General features: G+C 41.9%; 24 protein-coding genes. 11 read left to right on the top strand and 13 right to left on the bottom strand.

The genetic code is table 11. The features are described from left to right. Nucleotides 1–79: 79 nt before the first annotated feature. From ACFQ3S_RS01705 to ACFQ3S_RS01690, 4 genes are all read left to right on the top strand, one after another. Entirely contained in the window at nt 80–5626 is a 5547-nt protein-coding gene (locus ACFQ3S_RS01705) for a PKD domain-containing protein (protein ID WP_377160549.1), read from the top strand. Nucleotides 5627–5631: 5 nt separating this feature from the next. Continuing rightward, a complete protein-coding gene (locus ACFQ3S_RS01700; RefSeq protein ID WP_377160547.1) occupies nt 5632–6663 on the top strand; it encodes a PorP/SprF family type IX secretion system membrane protein in 1032 nt (343 codons plus the stop codon). A gap of 208 nt (nt 6664–6871) precedes the next feature. Then, nucleotides 6872–7285 carry an OsmC family protein gene (locus ACFQ3S_RS01695; RefSeq protein ID WP_377160545.1) on the top strand — a complete coding sequence of 138 codons (414 nt, stop codon included), beginning with the start codon at nt 6872–6874 and terminating at the stop codon, nt 7283–7285. A gap of 326 nt (nt 7286–7611) precedes the next feature. Continuing rightward, nucleotides 7612–8754 (top strand): mechanosensitive ion channel family protein, encoded by a 1143-nt coding sequence (locus ACFQ3S_RS01690; RefSeq protein WP_377160543.1) that lies wholly within the window; start codon nt 7612–7614, stop codon nt 8752–8754. Here ACFQ3S_RS01690 and ACFQ3S_RS01685 read toward each other — a convergent pair. Continuing rightward, complete coding sequence (locus tag ACFQ3S_RS01685; protein WP_377160541.1) at nt 8741–9220, bottom strand: DUF4126 family protein; 480 nt, start codon at nt 9218–9220, stop codon at nt 8741–8743. The genes ACFQ3S_RS01690 and ACFQ3S_RS01685 overlap by 14 nt on opposite strands. A gap of 113 nt (nt 9221–9333) precedes the next feature. On the opposite strand from ACFQ3S_RS01685, the gene ACFQ3S_RS01680 reads away from it, so the two are divergent. The 3 genes from ACFQ3S_RS01680 to ACFQ3S_RS01670 all read left to right on the top strand — a co-directional run bounded on the left by ACFQ3S_RS01680 (nt 9334) and on the right by ACFQ3S_RS01670 (nt 12092). Then, nucleotides 9334–9870, top strand: a complete 537-nt coding sequence (locus ACFQ3S_RS01680; RefSeq protein WP_377160539.1) for a hypothetical protein — start codon at nt 9334–9336, stop codon at nt 9868–9870. A gap of 248 nt (nt 9871–10118) precedes the next feature. Further along, complete coding sequence (gene purB / locus ACFQ3S_RS01675) at nt 10119–11462, top strand: adenylosuccinate lyase (protein ID WP_377160537.1); 1344 nt, start codon at nt 10119–10121, stop codon at nt 11460–11462. An 81-nt stretch (nt 11463–11543) separates the two neighbouring features. Next, entirely contained in the window at nt 11544–12092 is a 549-nt protein-coding gene (locus tag ACFQ3S_RS01670) for a NifU family protein (RefSeq protein ID WP_377160535.1), read from the top strand. A gap of 95 nt (nt 12093–12187) precedes the next feature. Here the strand turns inward: ACFQ3S_RS01670 and ACFQ3S_RS01665 are convergent, their stop codons facing one another. The 9 genes from ACFQ3S_RS01665 to ppk1 form a co-directional block, all read right to left on the bottom strand. Beyond that, the gene (locus ACFQ3S_RS01665; protein WP_377160533.1) at nt 12188–12559 is read right to left on the bottom strand and encodes a glyoxalase; all 372 of its coding nucleotides are present in this window, start codon (nt 12557–12559) and stop codon (nt 12188–12190) included. A gap of 61 nt (nt 12560–12620) precedes the next feature. After that, on the bottom strand, nt 12621–13418 hold the full coding sequence (locus ACFQ3S_RS01660) for an inositol monophosphatase family protein (protein WP_377160531.1): 798 nt from the start codon (nt 13416–13418) through the stop codon (nt 12621–12623). Further along, nucleotides 13399–13869 carry a GtrA family protein gene (locus tag ACFQ3S_RS01655; protein WP_377160529.1) on the bottom strand — a complete coding sequence of 157 codons (471 nt, stop codon included), beginning with the start codon at nt 13867–13869 and terminating at the stop codon, nt 13399–13401. The genes ACFQ3S_RS01660 and ACFQ3S_RS01655 overlap by 20 nt, the downstream gene beginning before the upstream one ends. Further along, complete coding sequence (locus ACFQ3S_RS01650; protein ID WP_377160527.1) at nt 13862–15034, bottom strand: prolipoprotein diacylglyceryl transferase; 1173 nt, start codon at nt 15032–15034, stop codon at nt 13862–13864. The genes ACFQ3S_RS01655 and ACFQ3S_RS01650 overlap by 8 nt, the downstream gene beginning before the upstream one ends. 28 nt (nt 15035–15062) lie before the next feature. Further along, a complete protein-coding gene (mtaB, locus tag ACFQ3S_RS01645) occupies nt 15063–16382 on the bottom strand; it encodes a tRNA (N(6)-L-threonylcarbamoyladenosine(37)-C(2))-methylthiotransferase MtaB (RefSeq protein ID WP_377160525.1) in 1320 nt (439 codons plus the stop codon). 85 nt (nt 16383–16467) lie between these two features. Next, on the bottom strand, nt 16468–16956 hold the full coding sequence (locus ACFQ3S_RS01640; protein WP_377160523.1) for a DUF6265 family protein: 489 nt from the start codon (nt 16954–16956) through the stop codon (nt 16468–16470). A gap of 99 nt (nt 16957–17055) precedes the next feature. Continuing rightward, a complete protein-coding gene (locus ACFQ3S_RS01635; RefSeq protein ID WP_377160521.1) occupies nt 17056–17622 on the bottom strand; it encodes a UbiX family flavin prenyltransferase in 567 nt (188 codons plus the stop codon). 154 nt (nt 17623–17776) lie between these two features. Beyond that, on the bottom strand, nt 17777–18658 hold the full coding sequence (locus tag ACFQ3S_RS01630) for a Ppx/GppA phosphatase family protein (protein ID WP_377160519.1): 882 nt from the start codon (nt 18656–18658) through the stop codon (nt 17777–17779). Next, complete coding sequence (gene ppk1 / locus ACFQ3S_RS01625; RefSeq protein ID WP_377160517.1) at nt 18655–20712, bottom strand: polyphosphate kinase 1; 2058 nt, start codon at nt 20710–20712, stop codon at nt 18655–18657. Before ppk1 ends, ACFQ3S_RS01630 begins: the two co-directional genes overlap by 4 nt. Before the next feature lie 149 nt (nt 20713–20861). Between ppk1 and ACFQ3S_RS01620 the strand changes: the two genes are divergently transcribed. Then, nucleotides 20862–21353, top strand: coding sequence for a YajQ family cyclic di-GMP-binding protein (locus ACFQ3S_RS01620; protein ID WP_377160515.1), 492 nt, complete (start codon nt 20862–20864; stop codon nt 21351–21353). Between the two features lie 170 nt (nt 21354–21523). On the opposite strand, the gene ACFQ3S_RS01615 is transcribed toward ACFQ3S_RS01620, so the two are convergent. After that, nucleotides 21524–21964 carry an Hsp20/alpha crystallin family protein gene (locus ACFQ3S_RS01615; protein WP_377160513.1) on the bottom strand — a complete coding sequence of 147 codons (441 nt, stop codon included), beginning with the start codon at nt 21962–21964 and terminating at the stop codon, nt 21524–21526. A 136-nt stretch (nt 21965–22100) separates the two neighbouring features. Between ACFQ3S_RS01615 and ACFQ3S_RS01610 the strand changes: the two genes are divergently transcribed. Further along, nucleotides 22101–22547 (top strand): acyl-CoA thioesterase, encoded by a 447-nt coding sequence (locus ACFQ3S_RS01610; protein ID WP_377160511.1) that lies wholly within the window; start codon nt 22101–22103, stop codon nt 22545–22547. Here the strand turns inward: ACFQ3S_RS01610 and folB are convergent. After that, nucleotides 22544–22900 (bottom strand): dihydroneopterin aldolase, encoded by a 357-nt coding sequence (gene folB, locus ACFQ3S_RS01605; protein ID WP_377160509.1) that lies wholly within the window; start codon nt 22898–22900, stop codon nt 22544–22546. The two genes, ACFQ3S_RS01610 and folB, sit on opposite strands and share 4 nt — an antisense overlap. A gap of 208 nt (nt 22901–23108) precedes the next feature. Here folB and ACFQ3S_RS01600 point away from each other — a divergent pair, with 208 nt between their 5' ends. Together ACFQ3S_RS01600 and ACFQ3S_RS01595 are read left to right on the top strand one after the other, a co-directional pair. Next, nucleotides 23109–23570 (top strand): hypothetical protein, encoded by a 462-nt coding sequence (locus ACFQ3S_RS01600; protein WP_377160507.1) that lies wholly within the window; start codon nt 23109–23111, stop codon nt 23568–23570. A gap of 22 nt (nt 23571–23592) precedes the next feature. Further along, entirely contained in the window at nt 23593–25179 is a 1587-nt protein-coding gene (locus ACFQ3S_RS01595; RefSeq protein ID WP_377160505.1) for an ATP-binding protein, read from the top strand. A gap of 12 nt (nt 25180–25191) precedes the next feature. Here ACFQ3S_RS01595 and ACFQ3S_RS01590 read toward each other — a convergent pair whose 3' ends face one another. Continuing rightward, nucleotides 25192–26547: a GH1 family beta-glucosidase gene (locus ACFQ3S_RS01590; protein WP_377160503.1), complete on the bottom strand. Its 1356-nt coding sequence runs from the start codon at nt 26545–26547 to the stop codon at nt 25192–25194. Nucleotides 26548–26717 lie beyond the last annotated feature (170 nt).

Below are 26717 nucleotides of genomic sequence, written 5' to 3'. Positions count from 1 at the left end.
ACAACCTTTCTATGTACCCGCCGTAAAAGGACGAAAAGCTATTAATGATAGCTAAAAACGTTCATATACTGAGAGATAGATGGTCAGATTATTTACCCGTTTTGTTGTAGGAACCCTGTTGCTGTTGTGCAGTGTGTTGGCTGGTACAGAAGCATTTGCCCAAACTATAACCATCCGCAATGTAGATGCCGGCCCTTACGGGCAAGGTTCCAGCATTGCCGCCACCATAGCGGTTGACGAAAGCGCAGGCCGTATAGGCCTGACTAACAGGTATGACTTATATCTCTCAGATGCTAACGGAAACTTTGCATCGCAAACATTAATTGGTTCGTTTACCGGTTTTTATACCGGTTTTGTTAATGGAATTTTACCAGCTGGTATAGCAGCGGGTACAGGTTACCGCATACGTGTGCAAAGTACCGCTCCGGCTGTGGTAAGCGCACCATCTGTACCCTTTACAGTTAATGCATTTACCGGTGTTAAAGCGGTGGCGGCATCGCCCAATACGTCATCGGCTTCGGCCGAAGTATTTGGCACCTGCGTGGGTGAAAACGGTAACCGGTTCAGCCTTAACAGTACATTAAGCAACACCCACACCGTTACTGCCAATTTGTATAACGACATGAGCCGCCAAAACGAGGGTGGCACTATTGTTATTGATCCGATAGGCCAAACACCGGCCCTTTCGGCTTCGAGTTATACGGTGACCGTAAAAGCGGTTAACAGCAATGGCATAGTTGGCACCAAAGCTTATTTGCTCATCAATAATAAGGTTTTAATTAATTTCGGTTCTGAAAACTCGGGTGCCAAGTGTTTGCAAGACGGACAGGCGGAGGTTAATTTTAATGTTGATATAACCACCGTACGCAGTATTGAAGCTAATTATCCCGGCAGTCGTTACACCGCTACATGGGGCGATGGTACCAGCCAGGATTATACGTTTGCTCAAATAAAAGCCACAGGCGGCCAACTGGCACATACCTTTAATAAATCGTCGTGCGGTGCAAAAAACGCTCAGGGTAACGTTACCAACCAGTTCATGGTTAAATTCAGCGTGGTCAATCCATTTTGCCCCCCTCCTTCAGCTGCCGATAATCCATACTCGTTCACTACCAACCAGGCCGTATTACTCCCACCCAAAAACAGTATCAGCGGGCCGGCTAAAATATGTTTAAATACCGAAGCCACCTTTACCAATACATCCGATCCGGGCCAATCGGCCACGCCCGGTACTAATAACGCCGGTTGCAAATTTAACGATGCCTCTTATACCTGGTACGTAGATGGTGCACCCAAGGCTATTGGAAAAAAACTGACCGAAAAATTTAAGTGGACTTTTACCACCCGCGGCCCGCATACTGTATCTATAGAATTAGAGAACAGCCAGAGTGAGTGTACGCCGCCTATTTTTTCGTTACCGGTTTGTGTACAGGAAGCACCTAAACCTGAGTTTACTATAGCCGATGTAGCCTGTACAGGTAGTGGCGCGGTTATACCGTTAGATCAATCGGTGCTTGATAATATTTGCAGCGATAACTATACCTATAAATGGACCGTAACCCCGGCAACCGGTTTTACCTATGCCAATGGTACCAATGCCGCCAGTAAAGCACCGCAATTTGTATTTAGTACGCCCGGCAACTATGCGGTTTACTTAGAAATCAGCAATTCATCGTGCGGCAGCTTTAAAAGTACTACCAAACCAATTGTGGTTACAGGTACTCCGGTAGCTACCCTGTCGGCCGATTTTTCGTTGTGCGGAAAAGGACAGACCTTAACTTTTGACAATACCGCTGGTAGCCTTACCCGTACCACTTTAACCGGTACAGTTACACCCAAAACCGACACTTATCAATGGACGGTTACCGGCCAAAACGGCATTGGCGCGGCTACCTTTGTTAATAACACCACGGCCAATAGCCAGTATCCGCAAATCCTCTTTCCTGATTTCGGCACTTACGAAGTAACCGTAAAACATATCAACGATTGCGGCACCACCACATCGCAGGTACAACAAATCACCTTAAAACAAGCCCCAACCGTTAAAGCGGGCGATGACCAGATCATTTGCTCGGGCGCGGTTGCACAACTGGATGGTTCGGTTGCCGGTGTTTTTAACACCATGGTATGGAGTACATCGGGCACCGGTACTTTCAGCGATAAAAACATAGAGAAACCGGTTTACACCCCAAGCGCTGCCGACAGAACCGCCGGACAGGTAAAACTAACTTTTACCGTTACCACCTCTTTACCGGGCGATTGTAAAAACATTACCGATGAAGTCATCATTAACATTAATCCTACAAATACGGTTACAACAGCTTCAACCAAAAACGTATGTACCGGCAGCCCGGTTGCTTATGTACCGGCTTCAACCGTTGCCGGCAGTACTTTTAACTGGGTGGTAACTTTAAGCTCGCCCAATGCAAGTGGCTTTACCACCTCAGGTTCGGGGGATATTAATGACGTACTTACCAACTCATCGGCCAATACCAATGCTACGGTAATTTATACCATTACCCCCCAAGCCAACGGTTGTAATGGCACACCGTTCACTTTAACCGTAACGGTAGCGCCAAAACCAGTATTAACCGTAACCGGCCCAACAAACAATTCTGTATGCAGTGGTTCGGCGGCAGGTGTTCAACTAACATCTACCGTAACCGGTACCCAATATACCTGGAGTGTAAACGTTACCGGAGGTGTAACCGGCGCAACAGATCAAACCACTCCGGTTGCTGCAAACGCCATTAACCAGGTATTGGTAAACAACAGCAGCAGCGTAGCCACGGTTACCTATACCGTTACACCGGTAAACCCTAACTCGGCCGATGTGTGTGCAGGTGATGTTAAAACCATAACTTTAACTGTACAACCGCAGGTACCCGTAGCTTTGGCCGGTAACGATGCCGTATTATGTTGCCAATCTACCTACCAGTTGCAAGGTAACGATGCCGGAAATTTTACCGGTACCTGGACCTTGACTTCGGGACAAGCGGGCGTTAGCTTTGCCGACGCTTCGAAGTTTAATACGAGCGTAAGCGGCTTGCAAGCCGGCCAGTCGTACACCTTTAAATGGACCATTAGCGGCGCGGCGCAATGTACAGTACAAAGCGATGATGTTACTATAGTAAACAACCCCGATATTGGCAACAATACCGTAACATTAGTAAGCCCCACTACTTGTGCAGGTCAAACAATCATCGTTACCGGCAGTACGCCAACAGGCGGCGGCGGTACATATACTTATGTTTGGGAAAGCAGTGTAGACGGCAATAACTGGACCGTACTATCCAGCCAAACCAATAAGGACCTTACCATTAACGTAGTAGAAAGCACTTTCTTTAGACGGGTGGTAGCATCGGGTGCCTGCACTGAAGCTAAAAGCAACGCCGTACGCGCCATTGTACAGCCTGCCATTAGTGGCAACAGCATCGCTTTATTAAACCTCAGTGTTTGCGTTAATAAAGATGCCGGAACCATTACAGGCAGCACACCCGCCGGTGCCGATGGTAATTACAACTACCAATGGCAAAGCAGTACCGATGGCGGTAACAACTGGGCCAACATTACCGGGGCAACCAATATTAATTATGCTACACCGGTATTAATTGGCAACATACAATACCGCCGTGTAGTGAGCTCATTATTATGTACCGGTATTCAAAGCAATTACAGTAACGTAATATCCATTACAGTTAACCCGGATGCCAAGGCAGAATTTACCTGGACCAAGGATGCCGATTGTGTACCGTTTGCGTTAAGTACTCAAAATATTAAAGCCGTGCCTTACCCCAACCGTAATGCCGATTATACCTGGTATGCCAACAACCAGGTAATTGGTACCGGCATTACCTTCCCGGGTTATACAATTAACACGGATGGTGAGACCGTAGAGATCAGGTTAATTGCCAAAAGCATATCGGGCTGCGAGTCGTCGGTATTTACACACATATTTACCACTACTAAATCGGTTAAGGCAAGCTATACCCAGTCGGTTACGCAAAATTGCGGTACCGTAACAGTTACCTTCACCAATACATCAGATCCGCTTGCAAGCGGTAATTACCATTGGGAATTTGGTAATGGTATAACTTCAAACAAGGTTCAGCCCGATCCGGTTACGTTTGTGGCAGCTACCGATGGACGGGATATTACTTATAATGTAAAGTTAACGGCTACCACATCGTGCAGTAATACCGAAATGGCTACTACCGTATTGATAAAGCCTGTAACTCCAATTGCCCGCATAGCCCCGAAAGCAACAACCGGTTGCGCGCCGTTTGCCCTGGTGATTGATAATATTTCGCCCGGTACTAACGATAAATATATTTACCACGTACTGGATGCCAGCGGTGTTGATGCAATTACTCCTTTGGTCGTCACTAATAAATCGCAGCAAACTATCACCATACCTAACGAGGGCGAGTACTCGGTTTACATGGAAGCGCAAACTGTTTGCGGTACAGGCAAAAGCGCAAACATACCTATACAGGTTACCGCCCGTACCCTATTTGCCGGTATAACTACCAGCACTACGGCCGAGCGTTTTGGCTGTGCACCTCATGTAGTAAACTTTAACAATACCAGCCAGGGCGGAATAACTTACCGTATTGATTGGAAAGATGGAACACCCATTACCACCACCAACAATACCGGCGCTTTAATACACACCTTTACCAAAGCCGGCCGTTATGATGTAGTGCTATACGCCAGCAACGATTGCGCGCAGGATGTGGCCTCGCAAATAGTAACTATTATAGTGAGCGATAAACCGGCACCTGCGTTTACTATGGACAATGGCGCGGGCTGCAAAATCTTAACGGTAAATTTTGTAAACACTACCCCTAACCCGGTTAATGGCACGGCCGACGATTATACCTACAGCTGGAACTTCGGCGATGTTAGATCGGCCAATAATACATCAACCTCGCGTACGCCTGCACATACCTTTGATTATGTAAGCTCGCCTTATACAATTACTTTAACGGTTACCAACCGTAACTCGGGTTGCAGCGAAACGGTTACCCGTATTGTAACCGTTTCGGCACCATCCGTAAGCGAATTCAGGGCAAGGCCGGATAGTGTTCAAACGTTCCCTAATTACCAGTTTTCATTCGAGGACCTCTCTACCAACAGCCCTAAAACATGGAGATGGAATTTTGGTGATGGCAGCATGTCTATGCAACAACACCCTACCCATACATACGCCGATACAGGTTTTTATAAAGTAACATTAACCACCACAAATGGCAGCTGCGGCACAACTAAAATACACTACGTACGTATAACCGGAACACCAGGACAACTATATGTACCTAATGCCTTTACCCCAAGCAGTACCAACCAGGACCTGCGGATATTTGCGGCAAAAGGCTCGGGTTTACGCCAATGGCACATGCGCATTTATAACAATTACGGGCAATTGGTTTGGGAAACCACTAAGCTTGATGCCAGGGGCGAGCCGGTTGATGGATGGGATGGCACCTTCCAGGGAACACCGGTACCGCAAGGAGTTTACATCTGGCAAATTGATGCCAGCTTTATCAATGGTGCTGAGTGGAAAGGGATGTCGTATAACAGCTCTTCGCCTAAGCGAACAGGTGCTATACATTTAATTAAATAACGGATATGAAAAAAATCAGCTATTGTTTTTTAAGTGTGGTAATCACATTGCTGGCCTTTACCGCCACTGCTCAGGATCATCAGTATTCACAGTTTTTTAATTCTCCCGTATATTTAAATCCGGCACTTAACGGTCAGTTCGAAGGCGATCTGCGCATGAACATGATCTACCGTAACCAATGGTCAACCCTGCCCGGTGCTTTAACCTATATCACCGCGTCAATTGATTATAATATTCCCAAATTTGGTGGAGGTGTGGGTTTAATGTTTACCCGTAGTAACGAGGGCACAGCTTATTACCTGCGCAATAACTTAGCGGGTATTTACTCATATAGTGTTGGCTCTGATGATTTTGTATTATCTTTTGGGCTACAAGCGGGTATAGGCAACCGCACCATCGACCGTGGCAAACTCGTTTTTGGCGATCAGATCGATCCGCGTATGGGTTACATACCCGGCTCACAATCCTCAGCCGATTTAGGTCAGCTCAATAACAAGTTTTACTTTGATGCCGGAGCGGGTATAAACCTGGTAGTAGGTAACTTAATGGCTGGTGGCGCGCTGCAACACATTAACCGCCCCGATCAATCATTCACCGGTGCAACTGCCAAACTCCCCATGCGGGCAACAGGCCATTTGAGCTACCGTTTCGATCTCAATAAGTACGACAATTATGATGAAGACGAAAAATCATTCGTAATACCGTCGGTTGTAATGTATAAACAGGCTGCATCCACCTCGGTAAGTGCAGGTATGCAGTATAAACGCCGCAGCGTAAATGCTGGTTTGTGGTACCGTAGCGGTGGCCAAACCGGGCCAAGCGCATTTGTGGTATCGTTTATATTCGATCTTTTTATCAACAAATCGGGCGGTGAAAAACTGCGCTTTGGATTGAGCCACGATGCACCTTCATCAAAACTGAATTACAGCAACACCAGTGGCAGTACCGAAGGCAGCTTAGGTTACGAAACTACCCTGCCATCGCGCAGCGCCACACCTAAGTTCCAGGGATCGCGCCGTTGTTACGACTTTTATTAATTTGTGGAGACACACATTTCAATTATATTACATACATAGACACAAAGTGTTGTGTCTCTACGCCAAATTCACATTATAATATATGATGTAGACACACCATACTTTGTGTTTCCCGCAAACCAGACGACGGCGAAAAGCTTTCCCTACAGCTTATACCGGCAACGCAAACTTAATAGCTGCTATTCCGTTGAATCCTAAATTAATATTTATGGATCCCGAAAAAAAATCAGTGGCGAAGGCCGAAGCCCATATCGCACGTACACACTATCAAACTATTGCCAGCAGCGGCAAGCACGCCATTATAATAGATGAACCTGAAGACTTGAACGGTGGGGATACCGGCATGAACCCTTTTGAACTTTTACTTTCCAGCCTGGGCAGTTGTACGGTAATTACATTACGCATGTACATTGAACGTAAAATGTGGATTGTTGATGAGATCCATATAGAACTGGAAGCTTTTGCCGTACCTAACGGGTACCTCGTTGAAAGTAAAGTAACCTTTACAGGTAATTTAACTGCCGAACAAACTGAGCGGTTATTACAAATTACCGAAGCCTGCCCTATTCATAAATTGCTGTCTGGAAACGTTATAATAAAAACGAAGGTTAACAACGCATAAAAAAAAACAGGCCAGGACAATCAATCTCCCGGCCTGCTTCAATCACTCTAAAACAATCACCTCTACATTAAAGAAGTTTCTTTATACCTTTATGTGTATAAACACATTCGGGATAATTATTAAATAAATATATTAATTACTTATTAAACGTGTGTTTAAAATAATTGTATTTACCTATAAATGACACGCAGCGTACAAACACTAACATTACATTAATTTATTATAAATATAACACTGTAGGTTAACAATTATTGTAGATATTTCTTCTGATGAATAGTTTTACCATAACTGCAACTATTTGGCATATTGGTTGTATTTTACATAACATGTACTCTCTATTAATATTACAAATTCAAACCATACTCCCATCAAACGTGCTGGAATGGTCGAGGCAAATGCCACCTTTTGTTTGGAACATCAGCATTGCTGTTAATGCCATTATTATTGGGCTCATTTTAAAGTTTATTACTTCAAGGTTGCTTAAAGCGTATGCCAATAAAGAAAATGCTTACTCTTTTTTCCGCTCCTTCATCACGCATTTAAGTGTTCCGGTAACCTATTTTATTCCCCTGTTAATATTAAAACTGGCCATGCCGTTAATGCGGATGGAAAAAGCCTATCTAATAGCTTTAGATCGGGTTATAGGCATCATGCTCATCGTTTCTTTTTCGGTTTTACTTATTAGGGCTATCCGGGTTTTAGAAGATTATATATATCATTTTTACGACCTTAACAAGGCCGATAACTTAAAGGAACGGAAGATACGTACGCAATTAAAATTTTTGCGCAAACTGTTGGTGGCCATTATCATATTTGTAACTATAGCGCTGGTGCTGTTAAGCTTTGAAAGTTTCCGTAAAATAGGTACCGGTTTACTTACAGGTGTAGGTATTGGAGGTATTATTATAGGTTTTGCTGCACAAAGTTCTTTAGGTAATTTGCTGGCAGGTTTGCAACTGGCATTTACCCAGCCCATACGTATTGATGATGTGCTAGTGGTAGAAGGAGAATGGGGCCGGGTTGAAGATATTACCCTGACTTATGTAGTGCTGCGCATTTGGGACCAACGCCGACTCATTTTACCCATTAATTACTTTATTCAAAAGCCTTTTCAAAACTGGACTCGCATTTCGTCTGACATTATTGGTACGGTGTTTATTTACATGGATTACTCTATACCTATGGAGCCGCTACGTGCCGAATTTGACAGACTATTAAACCAAACTCTTTTATGGGATAACCGGGTAAACGTATTACAGGTTACCGATGCCAAAGAACATACCATGGAGATCCGTATGCTGGTAAGTGCCCGTAATTCTTCTGATGCGTTCGATCTGCGCTGTTTCATCCGCGAAAAACTGATCACCTTTATTCAAAAAAATTACCCGGAAAGCCTGCCTAAATTACGTACCGATTTTAGCAGCCAGTTTGCGCAACTAACATCCGATAAAACACCTAAGCCGTTTTAGCCAACCCTGCACCGGCACCTAATACCAAGGCATCTTCAATTCCGCCTATAATAGGATCTAATATATGAGTACCTTTAACTGTTGCTTTGCGTAAATAAAACAACCCGAACGTTGACAGGATTGCCGCGCTTCCTCCCAAAATAGCACCAATATATACCTTACCGCCACCAGCCTTGTAAACACTCGCACCCGATAAAGCACCCGATAATAATCGGCCGGCTATTCCAAGCAGCGAAATACGGTTAGGCGTATTAGGTAATTTATCGCCTACAAACTCCGATGCGGCCAGCAGTTTAAAAGCCATAGCTGTTTTGTTCGACCGCATAAAACCAAGTTTGGTTCTTTCCAGGTTTTTGGAAGATTGATGGCTCAATATATGGCTGGCAATAGCCGGTGCCGACATGGCGCGGCTACCCGCAATAGCACCTAACCCAACAGCTTGCCACACCGGCTTTGTTATTTTCATACTCATCATACATTGTTTATTACTGTACATGTAAAACGCATGTTGTGTTTGTATTTTAACAAAAAAATAAAATCAATAACCTGTAAGTAGTGTTATCAAATAAAAAAACTTCTATGAAAGTGCATGAAAATAATGCTTTAGGCGAATTGGCCAGTGCTGTTGGTAAAGGTTTATTGGCCGGCTTAGCCGGTACGGTAGCTATTACCGTTTCACAAATGATAGAGATGAAAATTACCGGCCGTGGGCCAAGCGAAGCCCCGGTAAAAGTAGCATCAGAAATATTGGGTGCTGCGCCGGCAAATGAAGGTGAAAAAGAAAAACTGGGCAACGAAGTACATTTTGCTTATGGAACCTCTTGGGGTGCGGTGCGTGGTTTGTTAGGCTTAGCCGGTTTAAAAGGCATACCTGCTACATTGGTGCATTTTGGTGCTATATGGGCAACTGAACTGATTATGTTGCCTAAATACGACGCCGCACCGCCGGTTGATGAGCAGGAACCCAAATCATTAGCCATTGATGCCTTACACCATGCCGTGTACGCGGTTGCAACAGGCTTGGTGTATGATGCCCTTGACTCAGGCAGTGCCCGCCAAAAGAAATTGACCAAGTTAAATAAGCTCATTAAAGGTTTGAAGTTTAAAGGTTATTGATCTTATTTCACAATTCCCTAATTAAAACAATCGATACAAATGTTATGCTGAAGCTTGTGAAAGTATTAGCCGCTTTAATAAGTTATTAACAAGCTCTGCCGCCGCTCGGCTGGAGCCGAGCGGCGGCAAAGAACTCTCTTCGACCAACCCAGCTTACAAAAGAATTGCGACCATTCTTTCATGTCTCTTGTTTCTTACTTCTTGGCTCTTGCTTCTAAAACATTACCTTTGCCAAAACTTTTCCTTGTATGTCGCTTACCCCGCTTATGGCCATATCACCTGTTGATGGCCGTTATCATAACGCTACAGCATCGCTGGCACCTTACTTTTCAGAATATGCCCTGATCAAATACCGGGTACAGGTAGAAATTGAATATTTTATTGCTTTATGCCAACACCCGTTGCCACAATTAGCCAGTTTTGATGCTATAAAATTTGACAGCCTGCGGAGCATTTACAAGCAGTTTACTGAAGCCGATGCGCAAAGCATTAAGGACATTGAGAAAGTAACCAACCACGATGTTAAAGCGGTAGAATATTTCATTAAGCAAAAGTTTGATGTTTTGGGTTTGCAAGACCATAAAGAGTTCATCCACTTTGGTTTAACCTCGCAGGATATTAATAATACAGCTATCCCCTACTCATTTAAGGCTGCTTTGAAAGACGTGTACTACCCAGCTATTAATGACCTGTTAACTATTTTAAAAGGCTACGCTGAGGAATGGAAAGCGGTGCCCATGCTGGCCCACACGCACGGACAACCCGCATCGCCTACGCGTTTGGGTAAAGAGCTGGAAGTGTTTATCGAGCGTATAGAAAACCAATTAGATTTAGCCAAAGCCGTTCCATATTCGGCAAAGTTTGGTGGTGCCACCGGTAATTTTAACGCGCATTACGTAGCCTATCCTGCTATAAATTGGACCAACTTTGGCAACCGTTTTGTAAATGAAATATTAGGCTTAAAGCGTTCGCAATACACCACGCAGATCGAACATTACGATAATTTTGCCGCGCATTGTGATGCCTTAAAGCGTATTAACAATATTATTATGGATTTGGACCGCGATATGTGGAGCTACATTTCCATGAACTATTTTAAGCAAAAGATTAAGGCGGGTGAGGTAGGCTCATCGGCCATGCCGCATAAGGTTAACCCTATTGATTTTGAAAATTCGGAAGGTAACGTAGGCCTGGCTAATGCCTTGTTCGAACACTTGGCGGCCAAGCTGCCGGTTTCGCGCTTACAACGTGACCTTACCGATTCTACCGTTTTGCGTAATATCGGCGTTCCGGTTGCTCATACTTTAATCGCTATCAAGTCAACCATTCGTGGTTTAAATAAGCTGCTGCTTAACCAGGCGGCTATACAGCAAGACCTGGAAGATAACTGGGCTGTAGTAGCCGAGGCTATTCAAACTATTTTACGCCGTGAAAATTTCCCTAACCCTTACGAGGCCTTAAAAGACCTTACACGTACCAACCAAAAGATTAATGCGAATAGCATTGCCGAATTTGTTAACCATTTGGCCGTAAGCGATTCGGTTAAAGCAGAACTTAAACAGATTACCCCGTGGAACTATACGGGCGTGTAAGTCATGTTGAGGTCAAATGAAGTGTTAGCGCATTGTTAAATCAAAAAGCTGTTTAAATTTGTTTAATTCAAACCAGATACCATGAATATCAACGTATATACCGAATCTACTCCTAACCCGGCAACCATGAAGTTCATTGTGAACAAGTTGCTCATTAACGGTAGTGTAGATTATCCAAATAAAGAAAGTGCAGAGAAATCTACTTTTGCCAAAGAATTATATAAATTTTCTTTTGTGAACGGCGTGTTTTTCGCCAGTAACTTTGTTACGGTTACTAAAACCGAAGATAGCAATTGGGCCGATATTGAAGAAATATTGAAAGAGTTTGTTAAGGGTGCTGTAGAATCAGAATTAACCGTTCAGGAAGTAGAACAGGAAGAAGTTGCTTTTGAAGGTACCGACTCGGAAATAAAAATCCAGCAGATCTTACATGATTATGTTCGCCCGGCTGTAGAGCAGGATGGCGGCGCAATCAGTTACAAATCATTTAACGACGGTGTGGTTACTGTAGAACTACGTGGTTCATGCAGCGGTTGCCCTTCATCTACCCTTACCCTTAAATCGGGTATTGAAAACCTGTTGAAACGTATGGTTCCTGAAGTACAGGAGGTGGTTTCTGAAGCTTTGTAAATCAGCTATTTAATTATGGAACTTTAATTAGTTCTGTGGTACACATAAAAAAAGCATGATATTATTCATGCTTTTTTTATGTAAAAATGTGAGTGTTATCCTTTTTGATGAAACTCTCCAAAATGCCATAAAATGCCCGATGGATCATGTACAAAACATTCGCGTCCCCAAGCAAGATCTTTGATGGGTACCAGTTTCACCTCTTCATATTTTGTAGGCAGATCTAACTTAATTAGTTCGCTCCAAAATTCGACAACGTTGTTAACTTCCATGAAAATCATTGTGTTATCAATCCAATCTTTCACGTAGGCATCCTGCAAATAAAAGCCGACTTTGCCAGATTCAAAAAAAGAAAAATTAGGAGCTAATACCACTTCTTTAAAACCAAGGTCGTTATAGAAGTTACGTGATTTTTCAAAAATTTTAGCGCCAATAAAAGGGCGGATTGATTTACTGCCGTGTTCCATACTCTTTATTTAAATACAATGCATATAAGTTTTTCCTATTTAATAGGATTACCGCTTTAAACTAAACTTTCTGTTTAAAATATTTTTGTATCACCTTCAACATTTCAGCGGTTATTTTGGTGTTGGTAGCCAGTAGTTCCCGGGTGTTTAATACCTCTTCTCCCCCGCTGAAATTTACTACCTGCCCGCCTGCCTGTTTCACAATAACCACACCCGCGGCAATATCCCAGGGATGCAGGTTATATTCATAAAATGCCTCGAACCTGCCACAAGCCGTATAAGCCAGATCAACCGCAGCCGACCCTATCCGGCGCAAACCGTGGCAGCCCTTCATCAACTCAGTGAGCAAGCCTAAATACTCAGGCATTTTACCAAAATCATAGTATGGAAAGCCGGTGGCCAATAAACTATCGGCAATGGTTAGTGCCGGGCTTACTTTAATTTCCATACCATTTAAATAAGCAGGCGTATCAATACTCGCATAAAAACACTCGTCTTGGTTTACTTCGTACACCACACCCGAAACCAGTTGCTCTTTATCCTGAAGTGCAATGCTAACCGAATACGTTGGTAAGCCGTGTATAAAATTGGTGGTACCATCTAACGGATCAATAATCCAGTTATAACGCTCGCCAACTATGGTTGTGGTTTTCTCTTCGGTAATGAAACCTGCCTCCGGCAATATTTTTTTAAGGGCGGAAACTATCTTTTGTTCTGCCGTTTTATCCACGTACGATACCAAATCGTTCAAGCCTTTATACTCAATACGGTTAGGATCAAAGTTTTTGCGTTCCTGGCGGATGAAATTGCCTGCCTCTCGGGCTACTTCGGTTACCTGTTTAGTGATCTGTTCGAGCATGGTTGCGTAGTGATATATTAAACGAAAAGATTTTATGAATAAAAAAACTGGCCAAAAATAAGCTCAACGCTGCCGTAATACGGGCAACCGGCGGTGAAAAATAAAGATATTTGATGAACAACTTGAGTATCTCCAGGTTAGCAAAATATCCGATAAAAGCCACCAGCACAAACCTTAAAAACTGCTGAGCAAAAGGCAAGCGCGATTCGGAAAAAACCAGGTAACGGGTAATAAGAAAGTTAACCAATACACCTAACGAAAACGAGATGCTCAATGACAACGCATGATTGCCTGTAGCGTGCCCTAAAATGCTATAACTGTTTTTAGTGAATATCCATTCGTTTAAAATGTAAAAGGCAATAATGTCAACCAAAAAACCGGTACCCGCCGAGAACAGAAAACGTGCAAACTTATTTTGCAATAGTTTTTGCGCTCCAGATAAATTAGCCATTGGCAACAGGTTGTTTTTTGGCAGCAGACTGTACCGTTACTACCATAATTATACCTGCCAAAACCAACAAAAGCGCAATCATTTCGGCTTGAGTGAATGGGATACCTGCCACTACATATTTAGTATTAACGCGGATCAACTCAATACAAAAACGTTCTATGCCATTTACAATTAAATAAATACCGAACATGGTTCCGGGTGTTTTTAACTGGTTACGGATAGACCATAAAAACAGGAACAATAACATACAGATCACCGATTCGTAGAATGATGTAGGATATACGGGCAGTTTTAATTCATAACAGAACTTACCTATGCAATTGGCAATTGGGTTATCATGATCTACCATGTTTACATTGTGCGGAAACTTAAACGCCCACATCCAATCGGGTGCCCAGCTTAGCCATCCTGGTTTGGGTGCCAGGTTAGGAATACCCCAATCTCCATCGCCCGACATCTGACAGCCAATACGGCCAACAGCATAAGCCAGCATCATGCCTGGCCCGCCAATATCCAGCATAGTTAACGGCCTAATGCCATGCTTATGAGCTATGTAAAGCACCGCGGCGCCACCGCAAATTAAACCACCGTAAAACGTTAGGCCGCTAAAGCCTATTAACATGCCTACAGGATCGGCCATGAACTCTCCCCAATTCTCCAGGGCATTAAACAGTTTGGCACCGGCAAAGCCAAATACGGCAGCCCAAACCAAAATACTTCCCATCAAATCGTGCGGATGAACGGTTACCTTTTTGGTAACAGGCTCAGCTAATTGTTCTTTCTTCTTTTCGTAATACGCCCAGTATGCAATACCTGCGGAGCCTATAATACCACCCAACAAATTACCACGTGCAGACAACAAAAACTCCTGCGGATTATCTACTAACTGACTATAATTAAGCGCCGCGTCCACAAGTTTGTAACCTAAAATAAAACCAAATATGGCATTGCTTAACAGCTCCATCATAGAAGCCGGCTCGCCTACTGTAATAGTTTTCTGCGTAGTGTGTACATATCCCAATCTTTCTTTACGTTGAAACTCTTTCATAAATGCCCAGTAGGCAGCCATGAAGGCTAAGGCAACAAAAAAACCAAAGGTTTGAACAGGCAAGGGTATGTTTACACCAGTAAAATATTTAATGAGGTCGGATATGGTTGGAAACATCAGGTAGTAATTTGTAGCGAATATAAGCTTAATGTACTAATATTTCTTCGCTTTCGGTTATTTCAACATCGCCATTGGCGCTAATGGAAGTGAGTTTAACGGTTTTAAATTCGTTAACTAATATGGGGTCAAATTTGGTGGTTACTTTCACATAATTACGGGTAAAACCATGCATAAAACCATCGTTGCTCTCTTTTTCAAATAATATCTCATAGCTTTTATTAAGCTGAGATTGGTAAAAAGCGCGGCGTTTTTTATCGCTTAAAATGTGCAACATCTTGCTCCTATCGGCACGGGTAGAACCAGGTACAATGCCCGTCATTTCGGCGGCAAGGGTATTTTCCCGCTCGGAGTAGGTAAACACGTGCAGGTACGATACGTCCAAATCGGTCAGGAAGTTGTAGGTATCCAAAAAATCTTCGCGGGTTTCGCCGGGGAAACCTACAATAACATCAACACCAATACAGCAATCGGGCATGAGTTGCTTGATCTTAGCCACCCTGTCCACGTATAGTTCGCGGCGGTAACGGCGGCGCATCAAGCTTAAAATTTTATTGGAACCCGATTGTAGCGGGATATGGAAATGCGGTACAAAACGTTTCGATGTAGCCACAAACTCAATAATCTCGTCGGTCAGCAAGTTTGGCTCTATGGAGGAGATACGGATCCGGTCTATGCCTTCTACCTCGTCCAGCGCCTTAACCAGGTCGAAAAACTTATCGTGGCGTTCGCCATTGCGGATACCGAAATCGCCCAGGTTTACACCGGTCAGCACAATTTCCTTTACACCCGAAGCCGCAATTTGATGGGCCTGCGCCACGGCACTTTCAATGGTATCGCTCCTGCTGGCACCACGCGCCATAGGGATGGTGCAAAAGGTACAAGAGTAATCGCAGCCATCCTGCACTTTCAAGAAAGTACGGGTACGATCTCCAAAAGAGTAAGAGGAAATAAATTGATTAGCTTCAGATACCGGCTGGTTAAATACTGCGGTCTTTTCCCGCTTGGTTAAATCGTAAAGGTGATCTACCAATTGGAATTTTTCGGCAGCACCTAAAACGAGGTCTACGCCGGGTATTTCGGCTATTTCTTGCGGTTTAAGCTGGGCGTAGCAACCTACAATAGTGATGTGGGCGTTAGGCGAAATTTTAAGCGCTTCTTTAACTATCTTTTTGCACTTCTTATCGGCATTTTCGGTAACCGAGCAGGTGTTAATTACAAAAACATCAGGCTGTTCTGTAAACTCTACCGTATCGAAACCGGCGTTATTCAACAAACGTCCCAAAGTAGAGGTTTCGGAGTAATTAAGCTTACAGCCCAGCGTATAAAAAGCTACTTTCTTATTCATTATCAGGCGGCAAAGATAATAATTTTAGTGAGCAGTAAAAAGAGAGCAGTTAATTGCATCATATACTAACTACTTAATGACCATGTTATGGCTTTAGCGAATAATTAAAAACATCGGTTTGCCAAATACCTTTCTTGTTTTTTTCCTCCAGTAATACATCCATCTTTTGCGGGTTGAGTCGTTCGTAAGTAAGCCTTACCAGTTTATCTGCCGACTCAAATGTCACTTTACTTTTACTATGAAAAACTATTTTATAAACAAGTGGCTTATTCTTCTCCTCCCATCCAATATTGCCAGGATTGAAGTGACGCATTTTCATTACGGGAAAGCCACTATTGTGCTCTATAACTACAAACTCGTAAAATACTACCTTGCCATCTTTAACACAGCGGTAACTGCTTACCATATTATTGCCCATGGGCGGCCCCCAAAACTCTTCCATATCACCCCACTTATGCTTTAATATCCAGGTACCCGCCATAAAGGATAGATCATTGATGCTAATTTTAGCGGATTGGGCTTGGATGCCGGTATTTAGCAGGAGAAATAAGCTGAGTGACAGGATAGCTTTCATAAAGTAATTGTCTGAATATGAATTTACAGAATTTTTGAATTAACTGAACTTTTATTAATTCCTTAAATTTGAAATTGAATATTCGCAATCCGAAATCCATCACTCCTCCTCACTCCAACGGTAGCTTTCGTGTTCTAATCCTATGAGGTCTATCACCCGGTTAACAACCGTCATGGCTACCTCTTCTACCGTGGTAGGCTTGCTATAAAATGAGGGTACCGCAGGGCAAATTATACCACCGGCCTCGGTTACTGTTTGCATGTTACGGATGTGGATCAAATTAAAAGGCATATCGCGCGCTACCAATATTAACCGGCGGCGCTCTTTCAATATCACATCTGCAGCTCGGGTTACCAGATCGTCGGATATTCCTCCGGCTATGCGCCCTAATGTGCCCATAGAACAAGGTATAATAACCATGGTATCAAACCTGGCCGAACCTGATGCAAAGGGGGCCATAAAATCGTTTTTATCGTAAAACTTAAACGGGAGTTGCTTATAACTGTCTTCGCCTAACTCCAGTTGCCATACCTGCTTGGCGTTGGCAGACATTACAATGGCAACTTCGGCTAACTGGCTTTGAAGTTTTTGCAATTGCTGGAGTAAAAGTTTAGCATAAACGGAGCCGCTGGCACCGGTAACAGCAATTACGATCTTTTTTTTCATGGCATGTTTTATCATAGCAAAGTTACTAAAGTTAAGGCATAAAAAAGGGTCGAATAACTTGTACCCGACCCTACATCTACCTATGAAAAACATGCCCTTGAAGGGGCAATACAAATGTAATAACTATTTATTTAATACTAATATAATTTGAATTTTATTTAGCTGAGTGCTTTTCTATCAAGGTTTGGATAATACCGTCGGCCATGCCTACGCTGGGCACGTAAATCTGTTTAATATTAGCCCATTTCATAACGCTGGTATAAATTTCGCAAGCAGGAATAATTACATCGGCCCTATCCTGGTTTAATTTAAGTACATTAATACGATCTTTAAGCGAGTATGACGATAAATAGCTATATAAAGATTTAAGCTTAACGTAGCTTAAAGGTTCGCCTTCTTTTTCATCACTCATTTTAAAGAGCTTATTAATGTTTCCCCCGGTACCTACACCGTAAAGCATTTTAAAGGGTTTGGTGTGTTTGCGTACAAAATCCTGCATTTCTTTCCAGGTTTCGTCCTTATCCTGGTTATCCAGTATGCGAATAGTGCCAATATTAAAAGATTGAGAGGCAATAAGTTCACCATCATCAAATAAAGACAGTTCTGTACTTCCGCCGCCTACATCAATATAAAGGTAAGTTTTACTTTCATCCAGGTCTATACTGGTGTGGCTGGCATATATAATACTGGCCTCCCGCTCGCCGTGTATAATTTCCAGGTCGAGGTTGGCTTCTTCCTTAATACGTTTAATTATTTCGGGGCCGTTTTTGGCTTCGCGCATGGCCGATGTAGCGCAGGCCATGTAATCGTTAACTTTATATACGTCCATCAGGTTTTTAAAGGCGGCCATAGTTTTAACCAGGTCATTAGCCTTTTTATCTGATATATGCTGTTGCAGAAAGGCATCGTCGCCCAGGCGTAATGGCACACGGATAAGCGTATTTTTCTTAAACGTTAGTTTACCATTGTCTTCGGTGGTATCTGCAATGAGCAGTCGTACTGCGTTCGAACCTGTATCTATAGCGGCGTATCTCAAGTTGTGGGTGTGTTTAATTGTTTCAGGTAATCATAAATTTCAACCTGCGCCCGGTGTTGTGTATCGGTATGGGTACGGTGATATTTATTGGTATTAGTTTTGTTGATTTCGCGCGATTTGGTATTGTCTTTTAACTGGAGATCTATCATGTGGCGTATTTGCTTCTTTAAATCAACATCAAAAATCGGGAAACCTGCTTCTACTCTGTTATCTATATTTCGGGTCATAAAATCGGCCGAGGTTAAATAAATCAACTCTTTTCCGCCGTTGGCAAAAATGTGTACCCGGGCGTGTTCCAAATATTTGTCAACAATACTAACTACTTTAATATTTTTACTAAAACCCTCAACACCAGGCACTAAACAGCACATGCCTCTAATAATGAGCTGAATTTTCACACCGGCGTTACTGGCATCGTACAACCTGGCTATCAACTGCTCATCGGCAAGGCTGTTCATTTTTAATATCATATAGGCCTGCTTACCCGCACCGGCATTTTTGATCTCATTATCTATCATTTTATAAATAGCCGGCCTCGAATCAATAGGCGACACGATCAAATGCTTCATACCTTTGGGCAATGTGTTTTTATTGATAGCCCTAAACAGATTGACCAAATCTTCGGTAATTTTTTTGTTAGCCGTAAGTAAGGTATGATCGGCATACATCTGCGCTGTTTTTTCGTTGTAGTTGCCGGTAGAGAGGCAGGCGTAATAGGCCGGTTTGCCTTTTTCCATACGGGTTACCATACAAATTTTAGCATGCACTTTGTAACCGGGTATTCCATGCAGCACTTTAATGCCCTCATCTTCCAGCTTACGAGTCCAGTGAATATTATTTTGTTCGTCGAAACGGGCCCGCAGTTCTATCAGGCAGTTTACTTTTTTGCCATTTTTAGCAGCGTTGATTAGCGCATGTATTACACGTGAATCTTTGGCCAGGCGGTAAACCGATATATTGATCTCCACTACTTTGGGGTCAATAGCGGCTTCGCGTAAAAAATGGATCACATAATCGAACGACTGGTAGGGCGTACTGATGAGGTAATCTTTAACAGCTATTAAACCCATTAAACTTTTACCGAACGAAAGCCCGTCCACGGGCAAGTTCTTAACCTTATTGTATTCCAGCTCGGGGCCGCCCACATTAGGGAAATCAATAAAATCCTTAAACTTGTGATAACGATTACCCGGTATCAGGTTTTCGGCACCTACGTTATACCTTATCATGAGATGGCTTACCATATCGGCCGGCATTTCAGCATCATATAGTAAACGCATGGGTTTGCCTTTGCGGCGCTTTTGCAGGCTTTTTGATAATGCATCAATAAATTTTTCGCTTACCTCCTTATCCAGGTCCAGCTCAGCATCGCGCGTGAGCTGTATAGAGTAGGCTTCCATGCTATCATACTCAAATATGAAAAAGATATCCTCTAAACTATAACGTATAATATCATCAACCAAAATAATAAATTTCAGCTGGTTGGTTTCGGGTAGTATTAAAAAGCGCGATAAATTGCCGGGTAGCTCAATTAGGGCCAGCCTTGACCTTTTACCTTTAGTGAGTTTTACAAAGAAGTAAATGGCCCGGTCATGCAGTTCGGGCATGGGCATGGTATCATCCAGCATAATGGGTACCAGGGTGGATAACAGCTTTTCGCGAAAATGCTTTTTCACAAAAGCGCCACGAACTACGTTCAACTGCTTTTCGTTTAGTAAAAATATCTTTTCTTCGGCCAGTTCTTTTACAATAATGTTTTCGTAAAGGTTGTTGAACTTTTTTTCCTGTTTAACAACCAATGTTTTTATTTGGTTAAGGATCTTTTTAGGATTATAACCCAGCAGGGCTTTCGATTTTTCGTTCAGGTTTGCCAGCCGGGTCAGCGTGGCTACCCTTACCCGGTAAAACTCATCGAGGTTAGATGAAAATATGGCCAAAAACTTTACCCGGTCAATTAACGGCACCGTTATATCGGCGGCTTCCTGCAAAACACGGTCGTTAAAATACAACCAGCTGATCTCTCTGTTAATTAAAGGTGTAGTTTTAGTTGCCATAAGTAAACATTGCAGGGCAATGCGTGTGTGTATGCAAATCTGCTTATTTATATGTTAACATAACATTAACTTAAATATTTTTAACTTGTTTTGTTAAAACTTTTAGCAACCCCATACCTTTGCAATATATATAAATTACAAATTTACCTATGCCTACATTTGATATAGTAAGTAAAATAGACGGACAAACGTTGGATAACGCTATTAATACGGCTAAAAAAGACATTTTAAACCGTTACGATTTTAATGGATCCAAAAGCACCATTGATTTGGATAAAAAAACAAATATCCTCACTGTAGTAACAGAAGATGATATGCGTTTGAAAGCCATACAAGACGCGATAATTAGCCGCATGGTTAAACAACAACTGGACCCCAAAGCTTTAGATTTTGGCACAGAACAGTACGCATCGGGCAACATGATCCGCAAGGAGATTAGCATTAAGGAGGGACTGGATAAGGAAGCTGCTAAAAAGGTGGTTAAAAAGATTAAAGACAGCGGCCTAAAGGTTCAGGCCAGTATAATGGATGACCAGGTGCGTGTGCAAGCCAAAAAAATTGATGACCTGCAAGCCGTAATCAGCCTGTGCCGCGGCGAAGATTTTGGCCAGCCGTTGCAGTATATTAATATGAGAAACTGATTGATTTTTTGATTGGGATTACACAGATTTTTGATGATTGCACCGATTAATCAGTGTAATCAAGAATCATCGGTGAAATTCAAAAAAATAAAAAGACCGCCCCGTTTTACCCGGAGCGGCCTATCAAACTAAATCAACACTTACTTATTTTTTGAAAACCGTGTTTCCAATTACTTAACTGCAATTTCGCGGGCTTGTAATTTGGCTTCTTCTTTTTTAGCAACGGTTAATTTTAAGATACCGTTAATGTATTCTGCATCAATTTTAGAATGATCAACAGTTTCGGGCAAGGTGAAAGTGCGGCTAAAAGAGCTAAAACTAAATTCTTTCCTGTTATATGTTTTACCCCCGGCAACTTCTTCTTTAGTTGCTTCTGCCGATATGGTTAACAAATTTTTTTCCAGGTTAATTTTAAAATCTTCTTTCTTTAAACCAGGTACGGCCAATTCTATATCAAAACCGCTTTCAAACTCGGCAATGTTAACAGCCGGTGTTTTTACAGCCGGTGTATTATTAAAATATTGATCGTTAAAAATAGAATCGAACACCTCGTTAAAGCGTGGGCCTACAGTGTGTTTTATGGCTGCGTTATTAAATTTCACTAAAGTCATATTTTTATCCTCCAAAAAGTTTTTTTAAGTTATTTTCGTTGTAATCATATCAAGCCTTATACCAAGGACTTATTTAAACATTATTAAGTGCCATTATGTCGCTTTATAATTTTACATCAAGACAATTTGACGCACAATGACTGAAAATTTAGATAACTACCGTTACAAAACCCTTATACCGATCCGCTTTTCAGATATTGATGCCTATGGAAATGTGAGCAATACGATATACCTATCCTATTTTGAAATAGCCCGGCTAAATTACTGGAAGGAGATTGTAGAGTGGGACTGGAACAATTGCGGTGTAATATTAGGCCGTTCGGAAATAAATTATTTAAAGCCCATTACAATTGATGATACCATTGCCTGCTACCTGCGTACATCACGCATTGGGAACAGTAGTTTTGATGTAATATATGTACTGGTAAAAATTACATCAGAGGGCGAAGAAATTTGCACTACGGGCAAATCGGTATGTATCAGTTATGATTATAGTAACTATAAATCGGTGCCTATCCCTCAGCGCGAAAGACAACGCATGATAGAATATGACGAACCCGGACTGATTACCAATACCAATTAAACATTTACGGTAATAGTAACACTCGAAGCTACAACCTTCCCTTTAAGCGGCGGGTTAAGTTTTTTAACGGTTACCAGCAGGTTATTGATATAGGGAAACAATTGCATGATACGATCAGCGATAGACTGCGCAACTGTTTCCAGCAATTTTTGCGGATGTTTCATTTGTTCGGCTGTAACCTGGTACAGGCGCTCATAGTTGAGCGTATTATCCAGATCATCATTTATAGCCGTGCTTTGGGGCATAAAACAGGCCTCAATGTCAACTATAAAATAATTTCCTAATACCTGCTCCTCTTTATAATAACCATGCCTGGCAAAAAATTCGGCACCATGAAGCCCTACTTTGATCATAATTGATTTACCGAAACTTAAACTAATAATTAATTTAGACAAATGTAATACGAAATGCTAAAAAGCAATAATTTGCGCCGCAATTATCAACCTATTATTAAATAAAAAATTTGCGGTTTATAATTTAATAATATTAATATTGTTAAACCCAATTAACTGCATGCTATTTTCTGTGTATAGTAATCAATGTAATTACAGGTATCAAATAGTGCCCTGTATATACGTATTGATTATAGCGTTATTTTCGTCGTGCAAAGAAAAACCCCACAGCACTGCTGCTACACATCTGGCTTATGATCTGTTAATCGATTCGGCCAATCATTTATATGATGCCGGTGAGCCTGGCAATGCTATTAAATATCTCAATTCGGTTATCACTAATTATCAGGACCTGAGTTTTAATCAGAAATTTGATTATTGTGGTATGCATTATAACTACTATTTTCATATCAAAAAAAATACTGAAAAAGCATTATACTATGCCGACCTGCTGTTAAAACTATCGAAAACAGCCAAAAACAACGATGATTATGTAGCGGCTTACAGTACAGCTAAATTTTACAAGGGCGATGCGCTGTTTGAATCTAATAAATATAATGAAGCCTATTTAAATTATTACCAGGGAAAATTAGCCAGCAGTAAAAGCAATAAAACACAGGATTGCACTTAGCTATTATAGTTACCACATGGGCATGATCCTGTATAAGCAGGAACATTACCGTATGGCTGCTCAGTATTTTAAAAATAGTTTTCAGGAAATTGGGGCATGCGAAATAACTTTTAAAAATTTTTACCGCCAGCAAGAATTATTAAACAACGCAGGCATAAGCTACAACAAGATTAATGAGTTGGATAGCGCCTTGCTATACTTTAACAAAAGCTTAACTTATATAAATAACCCACCCAACAAAAACTTTATAGTGGCCGATAGCCTGCTAAAAGCAGCCAAAGGGGTTGTATATGGCAACCAGGCTTCGGTATATATTAAAAAACAAAATTATGATAAGGCCAAGCAACTTCTTAAAAAAAGTATTGCTATTAACGCGCAAAAAAACTACGATAACAATGATGCCTTGCTCTCGGAACTGAAACTGTTGCACTTATACGAAAAACAGAACCAAACCGACTCCATGCCGAGCCTGTTAAACATTGTTGAGCAACAGTTAAAAACCATTAACAATAAAGAAGCTTTAGCCGACTGGAATTTCTTGAAAGCCGTTTATTTTGAGCGCCGTAAACAACTGCCACAAGCAATTAGGTACTTTAAACAATACGATAGCATACAAGCCATTGTTAATAATAAAGTTATAGCCCTCAAAGCTAATGATATAGCCGAACAGCTTAAACGTTTTGAAAAAGATTACGAGGTAGACCAGCTTAAAAAAACCAACGAGCAAAAAAACTGGTATCTGACTATAGTTGTTATGTTTTTTATAATGGCTCTCATTATATTGCTATTAATTTATTTTAACTGGCAAAAGTCAAAAACACTACTAACTACACTTGGTGAACTTAACCAGCAGATACATATAAAAAATGCTGCCTTGGAAAAGGCTTTGGAGAATCTGGAATTCAGCAGCCAGGAAAAAGACCGCATCCTGCGCACCGTTGCACATGATTTACGCAATCCTATTGGTGGTATTGCCTCGTTAACCGGGTTGGTTATTGAAGACGAAGAGTGCAACACCGAACAAAAAACTTACTTGAGTTTGGTTAAAGACACCGCCTACAATACCCTCGAATTAATTAATGAAATACTGGAAGCTACCACCAGTAACAAAGATAACCTGGTTAAGCAAAAGGTTGAAATAAATACATTGCTTAACAACAGTGTTGAATTATTACGCTTTAAAGCGTCCGAAAAAAATCAACAGATTACGCTGCATTTATTAGATATGCACCAGGAGATGCTGATAAGCCGTGAAAAGATATGGCGTGTGATAAGTAATTTAATTAGCAATGCCATAAAGTTTAGCCCTACTGGCGGCACCGTACAGGTAATGATCGTTAAAACCAACCAGCATGTTGAAATATCTGTTCATGATACGGGTATTGGCATCCCTGCCCATTTAAAAGACAAAGTATTTAATATGTTTACCGAGGCCAAGCGCCCGGGTACAATGGGCGAAAAATCATTTGGCCTGGGCCTTTCTATTTGCCGGCAAATTATTGAAATGCACAATGGGCAAATATGGTTTGAAAGCAATGAGCAAACCGGTACAACCTTTTATATTAGGCTGCCTTTATACAGCCAGGAATTGCAGTATCAGCATGTTTAGTTACGCACGTTATCATTTCAAAAAATTGCGGTACCAATATCCCGAATTTTTGATGGTACGTTGCTGGGTATCAAAATTAATATGTACCAGGCCAAACCGCGGACGGTAACCTTCGGCCCATTCAAAATTATCCGTCAGTGTCCAAACAAAGTAGCCGTTTACCTGGCTACCCTCTTGTTTAGCTTTTAAAATCTGCTGTAAATTATCGTGCAGGTATTGCGTACGCAACATATCGTCCACCTGTCCATCTTTTAAGGTATCTTTAAAAGCGGAACCATTTTCGGTAATATATATTTTCCTGATTTGCGGGTAAGCACTATATTTTTTTATGATCTCGTACATAGCCTGTGGATACACTTCCCAGCCCATTTCGGTTAAAGGCACATTGCGGGTTTTGGCTTCCACTAACTTGGCACTTATGTAGGGTGTAAATACAGAGTGCTTCACAATTTCGCGGGTATAGTTCTGAAGACCTATAAAATCGAAATCAAAAGCCAGTTTTTGCGCATCGCCGGGCTTAAAATATTTTTCCAGTTTTTTAAGCACGGGTAAATCGGCGGTAGGGTAACCCAAGCCTAACAATGGTTCAATAAACAAACGGTTTATGAGTACATCGGCGCGCTGGGCAGCGGCTACATCCTTTGGTTTAGCACTGTATGGCTCAATATGAGAGCAGGAAAAAGTATTGCCAATATGTGCCTGCGGAAGCAGGGCACGTAAAGTTCGGGCACCTTCGGCTATACTAAGGGTAACATGATGCACGGCGGGTAAAAAGTTCTTTAAACCGGTACGGCCGGGAGCATGGAAGCCTAAAAAATAACCGGCACCGGTAAATACGGCCGGCTCGTTCATTACCATCCAGTTTTTTACCCGGTTGCCAAATGCCTTGGCACAAACACTTACAAAGTTGGTAAACCATTCTATGCTGTTACGGTTAGTCCAGCCGCTCTGCAACTCTAAAACCTGGGGTAAATCCCAGTGGTATATGGTTAACCAGGGTTCAATTCCCTGTTGTATGCAATAGTCAATTACCCGGTTATAATAATCTATTCCTGCCTGGTTAACTACACCTGTACCTGTAGGCAAAACGCGCGTCCACGAAATGGAAAAACGAAAATTTGGAATGTTAAGCTGCTTGATAAGGTCTATATCCTGCTCATAGCGGTTATAAAAATCGCATGCGGTTACGGCATTTTCATTTTGATGTATTTTACCCTTGCGCTGTGTAAAAACATCCCATATTGATATTCCCTTTCCATCAGCATCGCAGTTCCCCTCGGTTTGCAAAGCAGCGGTAGAAACACCCCAGTAAAAATCATCGCCAAATACGTGCCTGTTAAAAGTGGCAGCTGTTTTATGAATATCCATCTAATTAAACCCGAACTAAGCCAGGCCCAAATTGTTCAAATTAAATGGATTTAAATAAAATATTTGCAAATAACCATTAATGAATAAACGACGACTTTAGGCTGCGCAACACTAACCATTCTTTCATATTAAACAGCAATGCGCCAATAATGTGTAAAGCTTTCATAACC

Source organism: Mucilaginibacter terrae (genome assembly GCF_042679325.1).
In the GTDB taxonomy this organism is placed as follows: domain Bacteria; phylum Bacteroidota; class Bacteroidia; order Sphingobacteriales; family Sphingobacteriaceae; genus Mucilaginibacter; species Mucilaginibacter terrae.
Note: the sequence above shows the minus strand (reverse complement) of the source record. Positions and strands in the feature narration are given on the sequence as shown.